This is a genomic window from Cupriavidus sp. 05N38, assembly GCF_056397345.1.
In genome coordinates, this window is sequence record NZ_JBFTNF010000035.1 from 15,375 (window position 1) to 35,236 (window position 19,862).

The 19,862-nt window shown below is 68.0% G+C and carries 17 protein-coding genes; 8 read left to right on the forward strand and 9 right to left on the reverse strand.

All coding sequences use genetic code 11. The features are described from left to right. Positions 1–126: 126 nt before the first annotated feature. The 4 genes from clpS to AC1DK4_RS24160 all read left to right on the forward strand — a co-directional run bounded on the left by clpS (position 127) and on the right by AC1DK4_RS24160 (position 4,790). Positions 127–453 (forward strand): ATP-dependent Clp protease adapter ClpS, encoded by a 327-nt coding sequence (gene clpS, locus AC1DK4_RS24145; RefSeq protein ID WP_006157525.1) that lies wholly within the window; start codon positions 127–129, stop codon positions 451–453. After that, entirely contained in the window at positions 450–2,753 is a 2,304-nt protein-coding gene (clpA, locus tag AC1DK4_RS24150; RefSeq protein WP_441618529.1) for an ATP-dependent Clp protease ATP-binding subunit ClpA, read from the forward strand. Before clpS ends, clpA begins: the two co-directional genes overlap by 4 nt. Before the next feature lie 146 nt (positions 2,754–2,899). Continuing rightward, positions 2,900–3,913, forward strand: a complete 1,014-nt coding sequence (locus AC1DK4_RS24155; protein WP_441618531.1) for a Bug family tripartite tricarboxylate transporter substrate binding protein — start codon at positions 2,900–2,902, stop codon at positions 3,911–3,913. A 34-nt stretch (positions 3,914–3,947) separates the two neighbouring features. After that, the gene (locus tag AC1DK4_RS24160; RefSeq protein WP_441618533.1) at positions 3,948–4,790 is read left to right on the forward strand and encodes a VOC family protein; all 843 of its coding nucleotides are present in this window, start codon (positions 3,948–3,950) and stop codon (positions 4,788–4,790) included. A 25-nt stretch (positions 4,791–4,815) separates the two neighbouring features. On the opposite strand, the gene dut is transcribed toward AC1DK4_RS24160, so the two are convergent. From dut to coaBC, 3 genes are all read right to left on the reverse strand, one after another. Then, positions 4,816–5,316: a dUTP diphosphatase gene (gene dut / locus AC1DK4_RS24165; protein ID WP_441618535.1), complete on the reverse strand. Its 501-nt coding sequence runs from the start codon at positions 5,314–5,316 to the stop codon at positions 4,816–4,818. A 76-nt stretch (positions 5,317–5,392) separates the two neighbouring features. Continuing rightward, positions 5,393–6,415: an LLM class flavin-dependent oxidoreductase gene (locus tag AC1DK4_RS24170; protein WP_441618537.1), complete on the reverse strand. Its 1,023-nt coding sequence runs from the start codon at positions 6,413–6,415 to the stop codon at positions 5,393–5,395. Between the two features lie 23 nt (positions 6,416–6,438). Further along, positions 6,439–7,635, reverse strand: a complete 1,197-nt coding sequence (coaBC, locus tag AC1DK4_RS24175; RefSeq protein ID WP_477131827.1) for a bifunctional phosphopantothenoylcysteine decarboxylase/phosphopantothenate--cysteine ligase CoaBC — start codon at positions 7,633–7,635, stop codon at positions 6,439–6,441. Positions 7,636–7,820: 185 nt separating this feature from the next. On the opposite strand from coaBC, the gene AC1DK4_RS24180 reads away from it, so the two are divergent. Then, positions 7,821–8,414, forward strand: a complete 594-nt coding sequence (locus tag AC1DK4_RS24180; RefSeq protein ID WP_441618541.1) for a YdcF family protein — start codon at positions 7,821–7,823, stop codon at positions 8,412–8,414. A gap of 32 nt (positions 8,415–8,446) precedes the next feature. Here AC1DK4_RS24180 and lspA read toward each other — a convergent pair whose 3' ends face one another. From lspA to AC1DK4_RS24195, 3 genes are all read right to left on the reverse strand, one after another. After that, entirely contained in the window at positions 8,447–8,974 is a 528-nt protein-coding gene (lspA, locus tag AC1DK4_RS24185; RefSeq protein ID WP_441618543.1) for a signal peptidase II, read from the reverse strand. Further along, the gene (gene ileS, locus AC1DK4_RS24190; RefSeq protein ID WP_441618545.1) at positions 8,974–11,853 is read right to left on the reverse strand and encodes an isoleucine--tRNA ligase; all 2,880 of its coding nucleotides are present in this window, start codon (positions 11,851–11,853) and stop codon (positions 8,974–8,976) included. Before ileS ends, lspA begins: the two co-directional genes overlap by 1 nt. A 142-nt stretch (positions 11,854–11,995) precedes the next feature. Further along, on the reverse strand, positions 11,996–13,003 hold the full coding sequence (locus tag AC1DK4_RS24195; RefSeq protein WP_441618547.1) for a bifunctional riboflavin kinase/FAD synthetase: 1,008 nt from the start codon (positions 13,001–13,003) through the stop codon (positions 11,996–11,998). A gap of 148 nt (positions 13,004–13,151) precedes the next feature. On the opposite strand from AC1DK4_RS24195, the gene AC1DK4_RS24200 reads away from it, so the two are divergent. Beyond that, positions 13,152–14,981 (forward strand): sensor histidine kinase, encoded by a 1,830-nt coding sequence (locus tag AC1DK4_RS24200; RefSeq protein ID WP_441618549.1) that lies wholly within the window; start codon positions 13,152–13,154, stop codon positions 14,979–14,981. Between the two features lie 181 nt (positions 14,982–15,162). On the opposite strand, the gene AC1DK4_RS24205 is transcribed toward AC1DK4_RS24200, so the two are convergent. Then, positions 15,163–15,822 (reverse strand): response regulator, encoded by a 660-nt coding sequence (locus AC1DK4_RS24205; RefSeq protein ID WP_441618551.1) that lies wholly within the window; start codon positions 15,820–15,822, stop codon positions 15,163–15,165. A 241-nt stretch (positions 15,823–16,063) separates the two neighbouring features. Between AC1DK4_RS24205 and purN the strand changes: the two genes are divergently transcribed. Both purN and AC1DK4_RS24215 read left to right on the forward strand, forming a co-directional pair. Then, positions 16,064–16,720: a phosphoribosylglycinamide formyltransferase gene (gene purN / locus AC1DK4_RS24210; protein WP_441618553.1), complete on the forward strand. Its 657-nt coding sequence runs from the start codon at positions 16,064–16,066 to the stop codon at positions 16,718–16,720. After that, positions 16,717–18,117, forward strand: a complete 1,401-nt coding sequence (locus AC1DK4_RS24215; protein WP_441618555.1) for an RsmB/NOP family class I SAM-dependent RNA methyltransferase — start codon at positions 16,717–16,719, stop codon at positions 18,115–18,117. Before purN ends, AC1DK4_RS24215 begins: the two co-directional genes overlap by 4 nt. A 108-nt stretch (positions 18,118–18,225) precedes the next feature. Here the strand turns inward: AC1DK4_RS24215 and AC1DK4_RS24220 are convergent, their stop codons facing one another. Together AC1DK4_RS24220 and AC1DK4_RS24225 are read right to left on the reverse strand one after the other, a co-directional pair. Further along, positions 18,226–19,020 carry an IclR family transcriptional regulator gene (locus AC1DK4_RS24220; RefSeq protein WP_441618557.1) on the reverse strand — a complete coding sequence of 265 codons (795 nt, stop codon included), beginning with the start codon at positions 19,018–19,020 and terminating at the stop codon, positions 18,226–18,228. Continuing rightward, positions 19,017–19,799, reverse strand: a complete 783-nt coding sequence (locus tag AC1DK4_RS24225; protein WP_441618559.1) for an IclR family transcriptional regulator — start codon at positions 19,797–19,799, stop codon at positions 19,017–19,019. The genes AC1DK4_RS24220 and AC1DK4_RS24225 overlap by 4 nt, the downstream gene beginning before the upstream one ends. Positions 19,800–19,862 lie beyond the last annotated feature (63 nt).

A 19,862-nucleotide genomic window follows, 5' to 3' on the forward strand; every position in this document is an offset into this window, starting at 1 on the left:
GCTCCCGCGAGGTGTACCCGGATGCATTCGGCATCTCCGGAATTTCGACGGTCGCTGCATCGGCCTCTTGAATCCGGCGTCTTTTCCCCAAATTGCAGAGTTGTGCGTAAGGGTTAGAATAAAGCCATGGCTACACGGCTGGCAAATGTCCCACAACGCGAAGCAGGCACCGTACTGGAGCGGAAAGAGCAGGCGCTCAAGCCGCCCGCGATGTACAAGGTCCTGCTGCTGAATGACGACTTCACCCCGATGGAGTTCGTCGTGATGATCCTGCAGCAGTATTTCAGCAGGGACCGGGAGACGGCGACGCAGATCATGCTGACCGTCCACCGGGAAGGCAAGGGGGTTTGCGGTATCTATACCAGGGATATCGCGGCGACGAAGGTCGAGCTGGTGTCAACGCACGCGCGGCAGGCGGGTCATCCGTTGCAGTGCGTGATGGAGGAAGCATGATTGCGCAAGAATTGGAAGTCAGCCTGCACATGGCGTTTGTTGAAGCGCGGCAGGCACGCCACGAGTTCATTACCGTGGAGCACCTGCTATTGGCGTTGCTTGACAACCCCACGGCAGCGGAAGTCTTGCGCGCCTGCGCAGCCAATATCGAGGATCTGCGCACCAGTCTGAAGAATTTCATCGCGGACAACACCCCGGTGGTGCCCGGCACCGACGAGGTGGATACCCAGCCCACGCTGGGTTTCCAGCGCGTGATCCAGCGCGCCATCATGCACGTTCAGTCCACTTCGAACGGCAAGAAGGAAGTGACCGGCGCCAATGTGCTGGTCGCGATCTTCGGCGAGAAGGACTCGCACGCGGTGTACTACCTCCAGCAGCAGGGCGTGACGCGGCTGGATGTGGTCAATTTCATCAGCCATGGTATCCGCAAGGACCAGGCCGAGCCGGCCAAGCATGGCGACGGCACGGCCGAGGGCGAGGGCGGCGATGGCAAGGAAAGCCCGCTGGAGCAGTTCACCCAGAACCTGAACGTGCTGGCCAAGGCCGGCAAGATCGATCCGCTGATCGGCCGCGAGAGCGAAGTCGAGCGCGTGGTTCAGGTGCTGTGCCGCCGGCGCAAGAACAACCCGCTGCTGGTGGGCGAGGCCGGCGTAGGCAAGACCGCCATCGCGGAAGGCCTGGCGTGGCGCATCACCAAGAACGAAGTGCCCGACATCCTGGAAAAGGCGGTCGTGTACTCGCTCGACATGGGCGCGCTGCTGGCCGGCACCAAGTACCGCGGCGATTTCGAGCAGCGCCTCAAGGGCGTGCTCAAGTCGCTCAAGGACAATCCGAACGCGATCCTGTTCATCGACGAGATCCACACGCTGATCGGCGCGGGCGCCGCTTCGGGCGGCACGCTGGACGCCAGCAACCTGCTCAAGCCGGCGCTGTCGTCGGGCCAGCTCAAGTGCATCGGCGCGACCACCTTCACGGAATACCGCGGCATCTTCGAGAAAGACGCGGCACTGTCGCGCCGCTTCCAGAAGATCGACGTGGTGGAGCCGTCGGTCGACCAGACCGTGCAGATCCTGCGCGGCCTGAAGTCGCGCTTCGAGGAGCACCACGGCGTCAAGTACGCGGCGGCGGCGCTGACTGCCGCAGCCGAGCTGTCGGCCCGCTTCATCACCGACCGCCACCTGCCGGACAAGGCCATCGATGTGATCGACGAGGCAGGCGCCGCGCAGCGCATCCTGCCGAAGTCCAAGCAGAAGAAGACCATCGGCAAGAGCGAGATCGAGGACATCGTTTCGCGCATCGCCCGCATCCCGCCGCAGAGCGTCAACCAGGACGACCGCAGCAAGCTGCAGACCCTGGACCGCGACCTGAAGTCGGTGGTGTTCGGCCAGGATCCCGCCATCGAGGCACTGGCTTCGGCCATCAAGATGTCGCGCGCTGGCCTGGGCAAGACCGACAAGCCGATCGGCTCCTTCCTGTTCTCGGGCCCGACCGGCGTCGGCAAGACCGAAGTCGCCAAGCAGCTCGCCTTCATCATGGGCATCGAGCTGCTGCGCTTCGACATGTCCGAATACATGGAGCGCCATGCGGTGAGCCGGCTGATYGGCGCGCCCCCGGGCTACGTCGGCTTCGACCAGGGCGGCCTGCTGACCGAGGCCGTCACCAAGAAGCCGCACTGCGTGCTGCTGCTGGACGAAATCGAGAAGGCGCATCCGGATATCTTCAATATCCTGCTGCAGGTGATGGACCATGGCGCGCTGACCGACAACAACGGTCGCCGAGCCGACTTCCGCAACGTGATCATCATCATGACCACCAATGCGGGAGCCGAGACCATGAACCGCGCCACCATCGGCTTCACCTCGTCGCGCGAGCAAGGCGACGAGATGGCCGACATCAAGCGCATGTTCACGCCGGAGTTCCGCAACCGCCTGGACGCCATGATCAGCTTCCGCTCGCTGGACGAGGAAATCATCCTGCGCGTGGTCGACAAGTTCCTGATGCAGCTCGAGGAACAGCTCCACGAGAAGAAGGTGGAAGCCAGCTTCAGCGAGAAACTGCGCAAGTTCCTGGCGAAGAAGGGCTTCGATCCGCTGATGGGTGCGCGGCCGATGCAGCGCCTGATCCAGGACCTGATCCGCAAGGCGCTGGCCGACGAACTGCTGTTCGGCAAGCTGGTTTCGGGCGGCAAGGTCGTGGTCGATCTCGACGAGCAGGACCAGATCAAGCTGGACTTCGCGGAGGCTGCGGCCGAACCGCCGGAACCGCCGGAGGCGCCGGAAAACGAGAAGGCAGAAGTCTGAGGCGTGTGGACGGCGGCCGGGCCGTCGTCTGCAATCCGTGCTATCCTCGGGCAAAATACAGGGCGGCAGCAATGCCGCCCTTTTTGTTATGGCCGGGTGCGACTGCCGCTGCAGCCGCGCGAGCCCGCCATTCGCCTGAGTACCCGATGTCCCGACCCGATTGCTCGCGGCTGCGCCGCCTGCTCCTCAAATCGCTGCCGCTGGGCGCGATGCCCCTGATTCCCGTGCCCGGCCTGGCCGCCGCCGGTGGCGAAGCCGCAATCGGCGGTGCCGGCCACCCGATCTCGATGGTGCTGCCTTTCCCCCCGGGCGGCAGCGTCGACATCGTCGCCCGCCAGCTCCAGCCTGGCCTCAAGAGCCTGCTGGGCCAGACCGTGGTGATCGACAACAAGCCAGGCGCGGGTGGCCTGATCGCATCCAGCACGGTGGCGCGCGCCAAGCCGGACGGCACCACCTTGCTGATGGCGTTCGATACCCACGCGATCAACCCGTTTGCCTACAAGCACCTGCCTTACGACACCTTCCGCGATTTCACGCCGATCTCGCAGCTGGTGCGCTTCCCTCTTGTGATTGCGGCCAATCCCTCGCTGCCCGCCTCCAATGTGAAGGAGTTGGTGCAGATGGCGCGCGAGAAGCCGGAGAGCATCCACTATGCGTCGTCGGGCATCGGCAGCCTGAACCAGCTGGCTGCGGAAGCCCTGGCGACGGAAGCCGGGGTGCGTTTCCTCCATGTTCCATACAAAGGGGGTGGCCCGGCGGTACAGGCCGTGCTGTCCAACGAAGTCGACGTCTTTTTCTCGAGCTATGCCGCCGTGCAGGCGCACGTGGCGGCCAAGACGGTCAAGCTGCTGGGCGTGACCGGCACCACGCGCCTGCGCCAGTTCCCGCAACTGCCCACCGTGAGCGAGCAGGGCTACCGTGGCTTCGAGGCCTATTCCTGGATCGGCGTGTTCGGCCCGGCCGGCTTGCCCGAGGCGACGGTGATGCGGCTGCACGATGCGCTGGTGCGCGCGCTGCGCCAGCAGCGCGTGATGGACGCGCTGGCCACGCAGGGGTTCGAGATCGTCGGTGGCAGCCCCGCCGAACTCGCCAGCCTGGTGCGGCACGAGCACGACAAATGGCAGGCCGTGGCGCGCAAGGCCAATATCCAGTTCGATTGATGACAGAGATTTGCAGAGAATTGCCGAGGCAGCGATGACGACGGAACCGCTAGACCATGCCGTGATGGTGTGCCCAGACCTCGATGCCGCGGCGCAGGCGTGGCGCGGGCTCGGCTTTACCTTGACGCCGCGCGGCTACCATACGCTCGGCTCGCAAAACCATTGCGTGATGCTGGGGAGCGACTATCTCGAATTGCTGCATGTCACGGCCCCCAGCCCCACGCGGCAGTATTACTGGGATGCCCAGCAAGCCGGCGGCGGATGCGCGGCGTTGTCCTGCAAGAGCGCCGACAGCTTCGAGGCCTCGGCGCAACTGCGTCGCGGCGGCTGGCACACCTCGGATCCGATCGAATTCTCGCGCCCGGTGCGCCTGGACGACGGCAGCGAGCATCCTGCCACGTTCCGCGTCACCGCCATCGACGACGCTCCCGGCGCCCGCTTTTTCTTGTGCGAGCACCGCACCCCGGAGTTGCTGTGGCGCCCCGAATGGACCACGCACGCCAACGGCGCCACCGGTATCGCCGCGATGTTCCTGGTGGTCGCGCCGGCGCTGGTGGAAGCGGCTGGCCGCGCCTATGCCGAACTCACCGGCGGCGAGATGACGCAGCTCAGCGATCACATCTGCAGCCTGGCGCTGGATGGCGCCACGCTGGTGGTGACCACGCCGCAGGCGCTGCCGGCCGCCACCGGCACGGAGCACGTCCGGCGCGCGGTGCCGGGCTATGCGGCCATCCGGCTGAGCACCGGCGACCTGGCCGCGGCTCGCGCGGGCTGGCGCGCCGCCGGCGTGGGCGCACTGGACCTGGGCCCCGAAGAAAGCCTGATACCGGCCTCGGTGGCCGGCGGCGTGGCGCTGCTGTTCGAACAGGCGCGCTGAGCGCGCCGGATCCCTGCCGGGGCGCTCAGGCGCCCTTGCCGGCGTGATGCACGCCGGTCGAGCCGAATCCGCCCGCGCCGCGCGCGGTGTCGGCGGAGAAATCTTCCACCGTCTTGAACACCGGCCGCAGCACCGGCACGAACATCATCTGCGCGATGCGCTCGCCCGGCTGGATCACGATCGGCTCGGTGCCGGGCGCGTTGCGGTTCCATACGCTGACCATGATCGGGCCCTGGTAGTCTGCATCGATCACACCGATGGAATTGCCCAGCACGAGTCCCTTCTTGTGGCCCAGCCCCGAGCGCGGCGCGATGGTGGCCGCCATATAGGGGTTGGCCATGTGCACGGCAAAGCCGGCCGGCACCAGTTGCGCCGGCGTGCCGGGCTCGATGGCCAGCGGCGCGTCCAGGCAGGCGTGCAGGTCGATCGCCGCCGCCATGTCGCTCTGGTAGGCGGGCAGGCCCCACTCGTGCAGGCGTGCGTCGAGCACCTTGATTTCGACGGTGGGGTTCGCTTCGATGGTCATGGCTGGTCGGTTCCGGAAAACTAAAAACGTTGGCAACCCGAGATGATAGCCGAGCGGACCCGGACGGCCACCGGACTCAGGCCGCCGGGAGCGCGAAGGCCTGCGCCAGCAGCTCGTAGGTGCGCAGCCGCGCCGCATAGCTCGCGGCCACGCTCAGCACCACCAGTTCATCGGCCTCGAAGCGCTCGCGCAGGTCCAGCATGCGCTGCGCCACCTGCTCCGGCGTGCCGCAAATGGTGCGCGGGCGCTCGCGCTCGACGATCAGGCGGTCGCGTTCCGTCAGTTCGTGCTGTGCGGCCTGCGCCAGCGAAGGGATCGGCGCGTTGACGCCATAGGCCATCTGCAGCCGGCGCAGGTCCACGGCGCGCTCCAGCTCCGCGGCCTCGGCTTCGGTGTCGGCGCAGATCACGAAGATCGCCGCCGCGCTGTACGGCCGCTCTTCATAGGCGGGCGCGAAATCCTCGCGGTAATGGCGCGCCACCGCGTGGCCCATATGCGGATTGATGAAATGGGCGAAGGCGAAACGCAGCCCCAGCCGGGCCGCCAGCGCGCCGCCGTAGTCGCTCGAACCCAGCACCCAGAGCTCGGGCCGGGTATCGATCTCCGGCTGCAGCACCACGCCCTCGGCGACATGTCCCGGCGGCACTTCGCCGCGCACCAGCCAGGACAGATCCTGCACCTGCTCGGCAAAGCGGTCGCCGCGGTTGTAGTCGCCCATCGCCACCGCCTGCGCGGTGCGCATGTCGCCGCCCGGCGCGCGGCCCACGCCGAGGTCGATGCGGCCGGGGAACAGGCCCTCCAGCATGCGGAATTGCTCTGCCACCTTGAAGGGACTGTAGTAGGGCAGCATCACGCCGCCCGAGCCCAGCCGGATCCGTTGCGTGACGCTGCCCAGGCGCGCCAGCATGACTTCCGGCGCGGGGTTGCACACGCCGCGCAGGCCGTGGTGCTCGGCGCACCAGTAGCGCGTGTAGCCGAGCGCATCGGCGGCCTGGGCCAGATCCACCGTGGCGGCCAGTGCATCGCGCGCGCTATGGCCCGCGATGACCGGGCTCTGGTCCAGCACCGAGAGGCGCAGCTTGGGTTTGCTTTCTGACATGGTCGGGGCTCGTGCGAGGGGGTTCAGCCGCGGGCGGGCAGGCGCTGGCCGATGGCCGCGACAAGGTCGCGCGCCAGCGTCAGCTTGTCGGCGCGCGGCAGGCGCGTCATGCCCTTGGCATCGAACAGCACGATCTCGTTGTCGTCCAGGCCAAAGGTGTGGTGGCCGATATTGCCTACCAGCAAGGGCACGTTCTTGCGCTGGCGCTTTTGTTCGCCGTACTGCTCGAGCTTCTCGCTCTCGGCGGCGAATCCCACGCAGTAGGGCGCGTCCGGCCGCGCGGCCACGGCGGCGAGGATGTCCGGGTTCTGCACGAATTGCAGCGTCGGCGTGTCGGTGTCGTTGGCTTTCTTGAGCTTCTGCGTGGCCACCTCGGCCGGGCGCCAGTCGGCCACGGCCGCCACGGCGATGAACACGTCGGCGGCGGGCAGGCTCGCCAGCACCGCGTCGTGCATCTGCTGGGCGCTTTCCACGTTGGTGCGCGCCACGCCGCGCGGCGTCGGCTGGGCGGTCGGGCCGGCCACCAGGATCACGTCGGCGCCGGCCTCGCGGGCCGCGCGCGCAATGGCGAAGCCCATCTTGCCGGACGAGCGGTTGGTGATGCCGCGCACCGGGTCGATGGCCTCGAAGGTGGGTCCGGCGGTGATCACCACGCGGCGCCCGGAAAGCGGCTTGGGCTGGAAGAATGCGACGATGTCCTCCACCAGCTCCGCCGGCTCCAGCATGCGGCCGTCGCCGACTTCGCCGCAGGCCTGGTCGCCACTGCCCGGGCCCAGCACCGTCACGCCGTCGGCGCGCAGCTGCGCGGCATTGCGCTGGGTCGCCGGTGCCGCCCACATCTGCCGGTTCATGGCGGGTGCCACCAGCAGCGGGCAGTCGCGCGCGATGCACAGCGTGGACAGCAGGTCGTCGCACAGGCCRTKGGCCAGCCATGCAAGGAAATCGGTGGAGGCGGGCGCGATCACGATGGCGTCGGCTTCGCGCGAGAGGTCGATATGGGCCATGTTGTTGCCCACGCGCGCGTCCCATTGCGAGGTAAACACCGTGCGGCCGGACAGCGCCTGCATGGTGACCGGGGTGATGAACTGGGTGGCGGCCTCGGTCATGACCACCTGCACGGTGGCGCCGGCCTTGGTCAGCAGGCGGACCAGCTCGGCCGATTTATAGCAGGCGATGCCGCCGGTCATGCCAAGGACGAGATGCTTGCCTCGCAGATCCATGGATATGCTCTTTGCTCGAAGTTGTGATCCGGGTGCCGCGGCCGGGTTGCCCATCGATTGCATTCCGCCGCGCCGGAGAAACGTCAATAATACCGGCTTGCCCGCGTGCGCGTTGGCGGGCGCGCCGTCACCGGCGCTCCCGCCCCCGTTGCCGCCTCTGCCGAGCCACCTTCCTCGCCGTCCTCATGTCGCCACGTCCCTTGTTTCGCCAGCACCGCCCGCAGCGGCCCCTGCGCCTGCAGAACCTGATCCTGCTGTTGCTGGCCTGCGCGCTGGCGCTCGCCGTGCTGCTGCTGGCCTTCGCCAGGCAATGGCTGCCGCGCGAGGACGTACCGGCGCGGGCGGACTGGATCGTGGTGCTGGGCGGGGAGTCGGGCGAGCGCGTGATCGGCGCGGCGGAGCTGTACCACGCCGGCGTGGCGCCCTTCGTGTTCGTCACCGGCACCGGAGACTGCCTGTTGAACGTGCGCCGGCTGGTCATGGCCGGTGTGCCGCGCGGGCGTATCGGCTACGAGTGCTTTTCGCGCAGCACCATGGAAAACGCCCGCATGACGCGGGCGCAACTGGAGCGCTTCGCGCCCCGCCAGGCGGTGCTGGTGACCAGCTGGTATCACACCAGCCGGGCCCTGCAATCGTTCCGCCAGACCTGGGGCGAGGTCGAGTGGGGCGCTCATGGCGTCTATCCCGGCGCGAGCCTGACGAACTCGCTGGTGATCTACGAGGGCAGCGCCGTGCTTGCCGAATACCTCAAGCATGCCTGGTACGCGATCCGCTATTGAGCGGGGCGCGTGCCTGCCGCCGGCGGCCGCCCTCAGTGSCGGCGCACGCGSCGCAGTTCRTCSACGATCAGCARYACSGCGCCCACCGTRATSGCGCARTCCGCCACGTTGAACGCGGGCCAGTGGTAGTTGCGCATGTGGAAGTCGAGGAAGTCGATCACATGGCCGTAGGCCACCCGGTCCACCACGTTGCCGATGGCGCCGCCCAGGATCAGCGAGATCGCGAAGCAGAACAGGCGCTGGCCGGTGTGGCGGTACAGCATCCACACGATGAACAGTCCCACCACCACGCCGAGCCCGGTGAAGAACCAGCGCTGCCAGCCGCCGGCGTCGGCCAGGAAGCTGAACGCCGCGCCCTTGTTGTAGACCAGCACCAGGTTGAAGAAGCCGGTCACGGGACGCGACTCGCCGTAGGCGAAGGTCCGGACGATGACGATCTTGAAGAACTGGTCGAGCACGATCACCAGCAGGGCGAACGCCAGCCACAGCAGCGGCGTGGTGCTGCTGCCCTTGCTGGCGCGCTTGGTGCCGCGCGCGCTACGCGTGGTGGTGGTGGCCATCAGGCGTGGCTCCTGTGTTCACCGGCGCCGAACAGGTTGCTGTCGCAGCGGCCGCAGAGGGTAGGGTGGGCCGGGTCGCGGCCGACGTCGGCGCGGTAGTGCCAGCAACGCTCGCACTTGGCGTGCACCGACGGCGTGACCGTGACCAGCAGGTCGCCGCCTTCCGGCGCGGGCGCCACCTTGGCGGCGGAGGTCAGCAGCACGAAGCGCAGGTCGTCGGCCAGGCTTTGCAGCGCGGCCAGCACGGGGCCGCCGGCCTGGATGGTGACCTCGGCCTGCAGCGACGAGCCGATCTCGCCGTCCACGCGCACCGACTCCAGTTGCTTGGTGACTTCCGCGCGTACTTCGCGGATGGCGTGCCACTTCTGCAGCAGCTCGTCGGCCTGGTCGACCGCCGGCACCTCGTAGTAGGTGCTGGTGAAGATGGTGTCGCGGTGCTCGGTGCCGTGGCCGAAGATCTGCCAGGCTTCCTCGGCGGTGAACGAGAGGAAGGGCGCCATCCAGTGCAGCATGGCCTGGGTGATGTGGTAGATCGCGTTCTGCGCGGCGCGGCGCTCCTTGGAGCCGGCGGCCGTGGTGTAGAGGCGGTCCTTGAGCACGTCGAGGTAGAAGCCGCCGAGGTCTTCCGAGCAGAACGTCTGCAGCTTGGCCACCACCGGGTGGAACTCGTAGCCGTCGTAGTGCGACAGGATCTCGCGCTGCAGGCGGTCGGCCAGCGCCACCGCGTAGCGGTCGATCTCCAGCCATTCCGACACCGGCAGCGCATGCTGCGCGTGGTCGTAGTCGGCCAGGTTGGCCAGCAGGAAGCGCAGCGTGTTGCGGATGCGGCGATAGCCCTCCACCACGCGCTTGAGGATCTCGTCGGAGATCGACAGTTCGCCGGAGTAGTCGGTCGAAGCCACCCACAGGCGGATGATCTCGGCGCCCATCTTGTTCGACACATCCTGCGGCGAGACCGTGTTGCCGACCGACTTCGACATCTTGCGGCCTTCGCCGTCCACGGTGAAGCCGTGCGTCAGCAGCGCCTTGTAGGGCGGCTTGCCATACAGCATCGAGGCGGTCAGCAGCGAGGAGTGGAACCAGCCGCGGTGCTGGTCCGAGCCTTCCAGGTACAGGTCCGCCAGGCGGCCTTCGGGCAGGTCGGCCGACGGATCGTACAGGTCTTCCCGGTGCGAGCTGCGGATCACGCTCCAGTGCGTGGTGCCGGAGTCGAACCAGACATCGAGCGTGTCGCGGTTCTTCTCATAGAGGGCGGCCTCGTCGCCGAGCAACTCCTTCGGGTCCAGCGTCTGCCAGGCTTCGATGCCGTGCTGCTCCACGCGCCTGGCCACTTCTTCCAGCAGTTCCGGCGTGCGCGGGTGCAGCGCGCCGGTTTCCTTGTGCAGGAAGAAGGCCATCGGCACGCCCCACTGGCGCTGGCGCGACAGGGTCCAGTCGGGCCGGTTGGCGATCATGTTGTGCAGGCGCTGCTTGCCCCAGGCGGGGAAGAACTCGGTAGCCTCGATGCCGGCCAGCGCGGTCTCGCGCAGGGTGGGGCCATCGTCGACCGGGTCCACGTCCATGCCCGCGAACCACTGCGAGGTGGCGCGGTAGATGATCGGCGTCTTGTGGCGCCAGCAATGCATGTAGCTGTGGGTGTACTTGTGCGAGTTGAACAGGTTGCCCGAGGCCTTGAGCGTGTCCACGATCTTCGGGTTGGCGTCCCAGATCTTCTCGCCGCCGAACAGCGCCAGGGTGCTGGCGTAGACGCCGTCGCCCATCACCGGGCTGATGATGTCGGCGTCCTTCATGCCGTGCGCCTTGCACGACTGGAAGTCTTCCACGCCGTAGGCCGGCGCCGAGTGCACGATGCCGGTGCCGGTATCGGTGGTGACGTAGTCGCCCAGGTAGACCGGCGAGAGGCGGTCGTAGCCCGCGTCCATCTTGGCCAGCGGATGGTGGAAGCGGATCTCCGACAGCGCCGCGCCGGTGGTGGTGGCCAGCACGCTGCCTTCGAGCTCGTAGACCTTGAGCTGTTCCTCGACACGCTCGGTGGCCAGGATCAGGTAGCCGCGCGGCGTGTCGACCAGCGCGTACTCCACTTCCGGGTGCACGTTGAGCGCCTGGTTGGACGGGATGGTCCACGGCGTGGTGGTCCAGATCACGATCCAGCCGGGCTTGGCGGCCAGCTGTGCCGCGGGCAGCTTGAACGCATGCGCGAGCTTGTCGGCCTCGGCGAAGGGGAAGCCCACGTCGATCGAGAGGTCGGTCTTGTCCTTGTACTCGACCTCGGCCTCGGCCAGCGCCGAGCCGCAGTCGAAGCACCAGTTCACCGGCTTGAGGCCGCGGAACACGTAGCCTTTTTCCATGATCTTGCCCAGCGCGCGCAGCTCGTCGGCTTCGTTGCTGTAGTTCATGGTCAGGTAGGGGTGTTCCCAGTCGCCCAGCACGCCCAGGCGCTCGAAGTCCAGCTTCTGGCGGGCGATCTGTTCGGTGGCGTAGGCGCGCGCCTTCGACTGGACTTCCTGCACCGGCAGGCCCTTGCCGAACTGCTTTTCGATCTGGATCTCGATCGGCATGCCGTGGCAGTCCCAGCCCGGCACGTAGACCGCGTCGAGGCCGGACAGGCCGCGCGCCTTGACGATCATGTCCTTGAGGATCTTGTTGACGGCGTGGCCGATGTGGATGTCGCCATTGGCGTACGGCGGGCCGTCGTGCAGGATGAACTTCTTGGCGCCTTTGCGGGCGGCCCGGATCTTCTTGTAGATCTGCTTTTCCTGCCACTGCTTGACCCACAGCGGCTCGCGCTTGGGCAGGTCGCCGCGCATCGGGAAGGGGGTCTCGAGCAGGTTGACCGGATACTTGCTTTTTTCGGGCTTGGCGCGTTTGTCGTTGGACATGTCGATTCTCGGGGCAATTCGGTTGCCGCGCGGGGCACTAGCTCGGCTGGGTGCGGGCGCGCGGTACGGCGTGGGCAGGCTGCGGGGAAGCCACGGTTTTGAAGGGGTAGCGACCCGGGTCCCGCTGCGCGGGAACGGGGCGCTAGCTAATTCGGTCGGTGGCGGAAGTGGCGAAGTCGCGCCCGCCCGCTGCCAGCGTGGTGCCCGCGGGCGAGCCCGGCGCGGTCAGGCCGAAGAAGGCGCGGGCGTCCGCGCTGTCCTTGGCGATGGCCGCGGTCAGCGCTTCGAGGCCGTCGAAGCGGGCCTCGTCGCGCAGCTTCTTCATGAATTCGACCCGCACCAGCTTGCCGTAGATGCTCTCGCTGAAGTCGAACAGGTGGACTTCCAGCAGGACCCGGCCGGCATCCTCGATGGTCGGGCGCACGCCGATGCTGGCCACGCCCGGTACCGGATGCTCGCCCAGCCCGTGCACCTGCACCACGAAGATGCCGCTGACCGCCGGCCGCTTGTGGGAGATGCGCAGGTTGAGGGTGGGGAAACCGAGGTCGCGCCCCAGCTTGCGGCCATGGATCACGTGGCCGCTGATGGCGTAGCCGTGGCCGAGCAGGCGGCGCGCATGCTCGAGATCGCCGTCGGCCAGCGCCTGGCGCACCGCGGAGCTGGAGATGCGCACGCCGCCTTCGGAGACCGAACCCATCTGTTCCACGTCGAAGCCGAACTGGCCGCCGGCCTGCTGCAGGTAGGCAAAGTCGCCGGCACGCTTGGCACCGAAGCGGAAATCGTCGCCGACCAGCAGCCAGCGCGTGTGCAGGCCATGCCAGAGCACGTTCTCCACGAACGCTTGCGGAGACTGGGCGGCGAAATGGGCGTTGAAATGCTCGACGACGACGCGGTCGACCCCGTTGCGGCGCAGGCTCTCGAGCTTGTCGCGCAGCAGCGCGATGCGCGTGGGCGCCTTGTCCGGGGTGAAGAACTCGCGCGGGTGCGGCTCGAAGGTCATCACGCACAGCGGCAGGCCGCGCGCGTCTGCCGCCGCGCGCGCGCGGGCGAGCAGCGACTGGTGGCCACGGTGGACACCGTCGAAATTGCCGATGGTGAGGGCGCAGGGCGCACGGCTCTCGGCATTGGGCAGGCCACGGAAGACTTTCACGAGGACGGCGTCAGGCGTTCGGATAAAGCGAGCATTATAAGGCGAATGGGGGGCAAGTTTCGCCCGGCCGCGCCGCAGCGGGGCCGGGAGCTGGCGTTTTTGTGCACGGATCGACCCATCGGCGTGGCGCCGCGCCCCAAAAGGCGGCATGATACGGCGGATCGCTTCCGACGCCCCAGCCCTTCCCTTGATCGCGCTGCTCAACCGAATCCTGCCGCCGCCAGGGCCTCCGCTCGATACCGACACGCGGGCCAAGCTGCTGGCGACCATCCACCGCGTCTCTCCCACCGCCATCGTCGCCTCGCTGGTGCTGCCGGTCCTGACCGCGATCGCCTTCTGGTCCGCTGCCGACCATGCCGCGCTGCTGGGCTGGTGCGGCGTGATGCTGGTGTTGACCACCGCTACGGGCTGGTTCTATTTCGGCTACCTGCGCGACGGCGCCACCATGAGCCGCTCGGCGCATACGCGCAAGTGGTGGGCCAATATGCGGGCAATGGCCTTCCTGACCGGCCTGACCTGGGGCAGCTCCGCCCTGCTGCATCTCTTTACCGGCTCGACCGTGTTCTCCAGCGTGCTGTACCTGCTGGCGCTCGGCGTGCTGGCGGGCGGGGTCACCGCCCAGTCGCCGGTGCCGTCGAACCTGGTCTACGCCGGCGTCCCGATCCTGGTGCCCAATATCCTGCTGGCCGACTATGCATTTCCCGGTCACGGCACCTACGTGCAACTGCTGCTGATGGTCTACGCCATCATGCTCACGCGCCATGCGCTGAACCTGCAGCGCACGCTGGTGCGGGCGATCCAGCTCGAAAGCGACAGCCGGCGACTGGCCAAGCAGTTCCAGGAAGAAAAGGAAAGGGCGCTGCACGCCAGCGAGGAGAAATCCCGCTTCCTCGCCGCCGCCAGCCATGACCTGCGCCAGCCCGTGCATGCGCTCGTGATGCTGGTCGAGGCGCTGCGCGCGCGCAACAAGTCGTCTTCGCTGCATCCGCTGGTCGAGCAGGTGGCGGCCGGCACCCAGACCATCGACCTGCTGTTCCGCTCGCTGCTGGACCTGTCCAAGCTCGAAGGCCGCAAGGTGTTGCCCACGCTGGAGCCGTGCGAACTCGGCCATCTCATCAACGAGGTGATGAGCCAGTTCGCCGCGGATGCGCGCGAAAGCGGGCTGACGCTGACGCCGCGCGTGCCTGAGGAACTGTATGCCATGGCCGAGCCGGTGCTGCTGCGCCGCGCGCTGTTCAACCTGGTGCAGAACGCGCTGCGCTACACGCGCCGCGGCGGCGTGCTGGTGACCGCGCGCGAGCGCCGCAAGCATATCCGCGTGGAGGTGTGGGACACCGGCGCCGGCATCACGCCGGAGCACCTGCCCGATATCTTCTCGCCTTACTACCAGGTGCATAACCCGCAGCGCGATCCGTCCCAGGGGCTGGGGCTGGGGCTGGCCATCTTCAAGGAGTGCGTGCGCCTGATGCGCGGCACCTATGGTGTGCGCTCGGTGCCGGGGCGGGGGTCGGTATTCTGGTTCTCGCTGGCGCCGGTGGAGGCCGAGACCGTCGCCACGATCCGGGCCGTGCGCGCCTCGGCGCAGGCCGAGGACGCCAAGCCGGACCGCCTGCGCGGCACCGTGCTGGTGGTGGACGACGATACGCAGATCCGCAAGGCCTGGATCGCGCTGATGGAAGCCTGGGGTATCGAGGTAGCCTGCGCGGCCCACGGCGCGGACGCCGACCACCTGTTCGGGCAGGGGCTCAAGCCGGACATCATCTTCTGCGACCTGCGCCTGCCTGGCAGCGAGAATGGCCTGGACCTGCTCGAGCGCTGGCAGAACACGCAGCCGCAGGCGCGCAGCGCGCTGTTGTCCGGCGACCTGAAATCCGACGCGCTGGCGGCGGCCGAGGAAGCCGGCTACTTCGTGCTGCCCAAGCCGGTCGATCCGGCGGCGCTGCGCCTGTTGCTGCGGCGCTGGCTGCGCCCGGCCTGACAGGCGCCATCGGAAGGTCCCGGCGCCGCGTTACGCGGCCACGGCCAGCGCCGTTTGCAAAGTTGCACGCCCAGCGCTTCGCCTTGTTCCGAACATTCCGATCATGCAGATATCCGATCGCGCTGATCGAGTTGATCGTGCTGATCGTGCTTCCCGGCCCGATCCGCCGGGCTTCGTGCGCTTACTGGCGCAGGCGGAACCGCTCCATGCGCGACATCACCTGCATGCGCGTGCGCACGCCGAGCCGTTGCAGGATGGCCGAGACGTGTTCCTTGACGGTGTTCTCGGTCAGTCCCAGGCGCCGTGCGATGACCTTGTTGGGCAGGCCTTCGAGCACCAGCGCGAGCACCGAGCCCTGGCGCGGGGTCAGCCCCAGTTCGGCCGGAGTGACAGGAATGCCGTGGGCCGGCCCGAAGGACTGGGCGCGGCCGTTGAGGGCTTCGTCGGAGGGGAAGGAGGTGTCGCCCGCCAGCACCTTGCGTACCGCCGCGGTGAAGGCATTGGCGTCGAGGTGCTTGCCGACGAAGCCGTAGGCGGCCAGCGCGCGCGCACGGCCCACGATCTCGGGCGTGGCTTCGGCCGACATGAAGATGAAGCGCGCGGAGGGGACCAGCGTCTTGAGCGCCTGCATGGCATCGAAGCCGGTGCCGTCCGTCAGCCAGATATCGAGCAGCACGATGTCCGGGCGCAACCCCTGTTGCAAGGTGGTGAGCGCCTCCTTGGCGCTCCCGGCGGCATGGACCGCGACGTCGGGCATCACTTCCGCCAGGAAGGCGGTGGTGCCGGACAAGGCCATTGGATGATCATCGACCACCAGCAAGGTCGGTGCAGCGTTCGACATGCGATATCCCGTCTAATTTCTCACTTCGTCCTTGTTGTCACTTGAAGCCGCGTGAAACGGTCTGCGCGTGGACGATAGCAGCCACTCTAGCAGAGCGGGCGAGGCGTCACAATCATGCGACAAGGAACACCGTTGCGCGCAGGCCATGCAAATCGTTGCGCCGACGGGGGTTTAGCGTGTTTTAAGTGCCTAATGCGCTCGCTTTGGTCGTGTACGGGTCCTCCCTTGGTAGAATTGCGCGATGAAAAATATCGTTATCCTGATTTCAGGGCGTGGCTCCAACATGGAAGCCATCGTCCGCGCCTGTGCCGCCGAGGGCTGGCCGGCGCGCGTGGCGGCCGTCCTGTCCAACCGGCCTGATGCCGAAGGCCTGCAGTTCGCCGCCGATCATGGCGTGCCGACCGGCGTGGTCGATCACAAGAAATATGCAGATCGCGCCTCTTTTGACGCGGCGCTCGGTGCTGCCATCGATGCCCATGCCCCCGATCTGGTCGTGCTGGCCGGCTTCATGCGTATCCTGACGCCGGGGTTTGTCGACAAATATGCGGGGCGCATGCTGAATATCCATCCTTCGCTGCTGCCTTGCTTTCCCGGCATGCATACGCATCGCCAGGCCATCGAGGCAGGCGTCAAAGTGCATGGCGCAAGCGTCCATTTCGTCACACCCGAGCTCGATCACGGCCCGGTGATCGTCCAGGCCGCGCTCGACGTGCTGCCCGGCGACACGCCCGAGAGCCTGGCCGAGCGCCTGTTGCCGGCCGAACACGCAATCTACCCGCGCGCAGTGCGCTGGTTCGTCGAGGACCGGCTGCGCGTGCATGCCGGCGTGGTCAGCGTCGACCCCGCCGAATCCCAGCTTTTCACGGCCTTTGCTGCCGCTAAGGAGGTGCAGTCATGAGCCGGAATACCGCAGGGGCACGCCAGCCCGTCCGCAACAAGCGCAAGGCCACGCCGATCCGCCAGGCCGCGCGCACCAGCGACAGCCGCGACGGCCACGCGCCGCAGCAGGGCCGCGCGCCGCACGGCGGCCTGCACGCCGTCCATATCCAGCACATCGACCGCCTGCTGGGCAAGGTGCTGATGTTCACGCGCCCGTCCGACGTGGTGGTGAGCTATTACTTCCGCGAAAACCCGAAACTGGGGCACCGCGAGCGCGGCATCATCGCCGAAGCCGTGTTCGCGGTGTTGCGCCGGCGGGTCGAGTTCTCGCAGTTCGCCGCTTCCGGCACGGGCGCCTCGCAGCGCCGCCTCGCCCTGCTGGGCCTGGCAGCCACGCTCGGCCGCGACGTGCTGACCCCCTTCCTGCTGCCCGAGGAAGGCGAGTGGCTGGACCGGCTGACCACCATCGAACGCGCCAGCCTGGCCCCGCGCGTGCGCGCCAACCTGCCCGAGTGGCTGTTCGACGAGCTCGCGGCGCGCCACGACGCGGCCTTCGTCGAAGCGCTGGGCGATGCCTGGCTGCGCCCGGCTCCGCTGGACCTGCGCGCCAACCTGGCCAAGACCTCGCGCGAAGCCGCGCTGGCCGAGCTGGAGGCCGCAGGCCTGAAGGCCGAGGCCACGCCGATGGCGCCCGCGGGCATCCGCCTGGCTGGCAAGCCTGCGCTGAACCAGCTGCCCTTGTTCGTCAATGGCCTGGTCGAAGTGCAGGATGAAGGCAGCCAGTTGCTGTGCAACCTGGTTGCACCCAAGCGCGGCGAGATGGTGGTCGATTTCTGCGCGGGCGCGGGCGGCAAGACGCTGGCGCTGGGCGCGCTGATGCGCTCGACCGGCCGTCTCTACGCATTCGACGTGTCCGAGAAGCGGTTGGCCAACCTCAAGCCGCGCCTGGCGCGCAGCGGGCTGTCCAACGTGCATCCGGTGCAGATCGATTCCGAGCACGACGCCAAGATCAAGCGCCTGGCCGGCAAGATCGACCGCGTGCTGGTGGACGCGCCCTGCAGCGGCCTCGGCACGCTGCGGCGCAATCCGGACCTGAAGTGGCGCCAGTCGCCGCAGTCGGTGCTGGAGCTGACCGCCAAGCAGGCATCGATCCTCGAGTCCGCCGCGCGCCTGGTGAAGGTCGGCGGGCGCGTGGTCTATGCCACCTGCAGCGTGCTGGAGGCCGAGAACGAGGGCATCGTGCGCGGTTTCCTCGGCTCGCATCCGGGCTTCCGCCTGGTGCCGGCCTCGCAGGTGCTGGCCGAGCAGAAGATCGTGGTGCCGGGCTTGCCCGAGGATGCCGAAATGCTGGCGCTCTATCCGCACGTGCACCAGACCGACGGCTTCTTTGCCGCAGTGCTGGAGCGCGTCAGTTAAGCGTTGGCCAGGGTTGGCCCGGGTTAGCCGGGCTTAGCCGGCGTCCAGTCACCGGCGTCCTGTCGCCGGTGACAGGACAGGGACGCTGCCACGCAGCGTCTCTGTCGTTCAGCGCATCCCGAGCAGGCCTTCGACCGTCTGCACCAGCGTCACCAGCCGGGGCGCCACGTCCTTCTCGACCGCGGCGAAGCTGCCCGCGCGTGCCGGCACCCCGCAGTTGAGCACGAGCAGTTGCGCGTCCACGGGTTGCAGCAAAGGCACCGCGAAGCCGTACACCTCATCGCGCCATTCGCCGCGGTTGATGCAATAGCCGCGCCGCGCAAAATCCTGCCGGGCTCTTTCCGCCGCCGGTGCGAGTCGCCGGAACATCTCCGGATCCTCCAGCCTGAGCCGGTTGAGCACCGCCGTGCGCTCCGCGGCCGGCGCGCGGGCCAGCCAGGCGCGCCCGATCGCCGTGGCGAGCATGGGCAGCGCCGCGCCGATATCGGGCGTGACCACCAGGCTGTCGGTCGAGCGCGCGGTCTCCACGTAGATCATCCGCGTGCGCTCGCGCATGCCCAGCGACACGGCGCCACCGACGTGGTCGGCGAGCGCTTTCATCAGCGGTCGCGCGATCTGGCGGACCTGCATGCCCGCCAGCAGCGGATAGCCCATCGACACCACGGCAGCACCTAGCCGGTACTTGCCCAGCGCCGCATCGTGGCGCAGGTAGCCCAGCGCGCAGAGCGTGTGCGTGAGCCGCGCCACGGTGGATTTCGACAGGCCCGCGCGCCGCGCGAAGTCTGCGTTGCCGAGCAGGGCCTCGCCGGGCCGGTAGGCCAGCAGGATGTCGATGCCGCGGGCCAGCGTGCTGGCGAACTGGCGGTCGCGTTCGCCGGTTTGCCCTGCAGGCTGCATCGTCATGCCTTTGCCAGTGCGGCTTCGACGCCGTGCACCAGCCGCAGCAGCCGCGGGCCCATGTCGCGTTCGAGCTTGCGCGGCGCCATGCGCGCGCCGGGCACGCCGCAGTTGAACACCAGGATCTCCCCGTCGATCGGCTCGTGCATCGGCACCGCGACCGCATGCACGTCTGACTGCCATTCGCCGCGCGCAAGACAGAAGCCTCGCGTGGCCAGGTCGTGCGCGGCCTCTTCCAGCGCCGCGCCGTGTTCGCGCCACTGCGCGGGCTCGGTCTCGCGCAAGGCCGCGAGCACGCTCTCTCGTGCATCTTGCGGCGCCCGGCACAGCCAGGCGCGGCCCATCGCCGTGGCCAGCATCGGCAGCGTGGCGCCGATGTCGGGCCGGAACGCGATGGCTTCATGGCCGCGACTGGTTTCCACATAGACCATCTCCAAGCGGTCGCGCAGGCCGAGCGAGACCGAGCCGCCGACGCGGTCGGCGAGCGCTTTCATCAGCGGCCGCGCCAGCTGCCGCACGCGCATGCTGGCCAGCAGCGGATAGCCGAGCGACAGCGTGGTGGTGCCGAGCCGGTAGCGACGCAGTTCGCCGTCGTAGTGCAGCAGCCCGCGCGCGGCCAGCGTGTAGGTGAGGCGCGAGATCGTGGCCTTGGACAGCCCGGTGCGTTCGGCCAGCTCCTTGTTGCTCAGCACCGGCTCGCCCATGCGGAAGCACTGCAGCAGCGCCAGCCCGTGCGCCAGCGTGGTGGCGAAGGCCGGATCGGGATGATGCGGGCGGCTTGGCATGAATGGGCGGCAGGGCTGTGGGGAACGAGCCTCCATCATAGCCATCGCCGCCTCGCGCGGCGG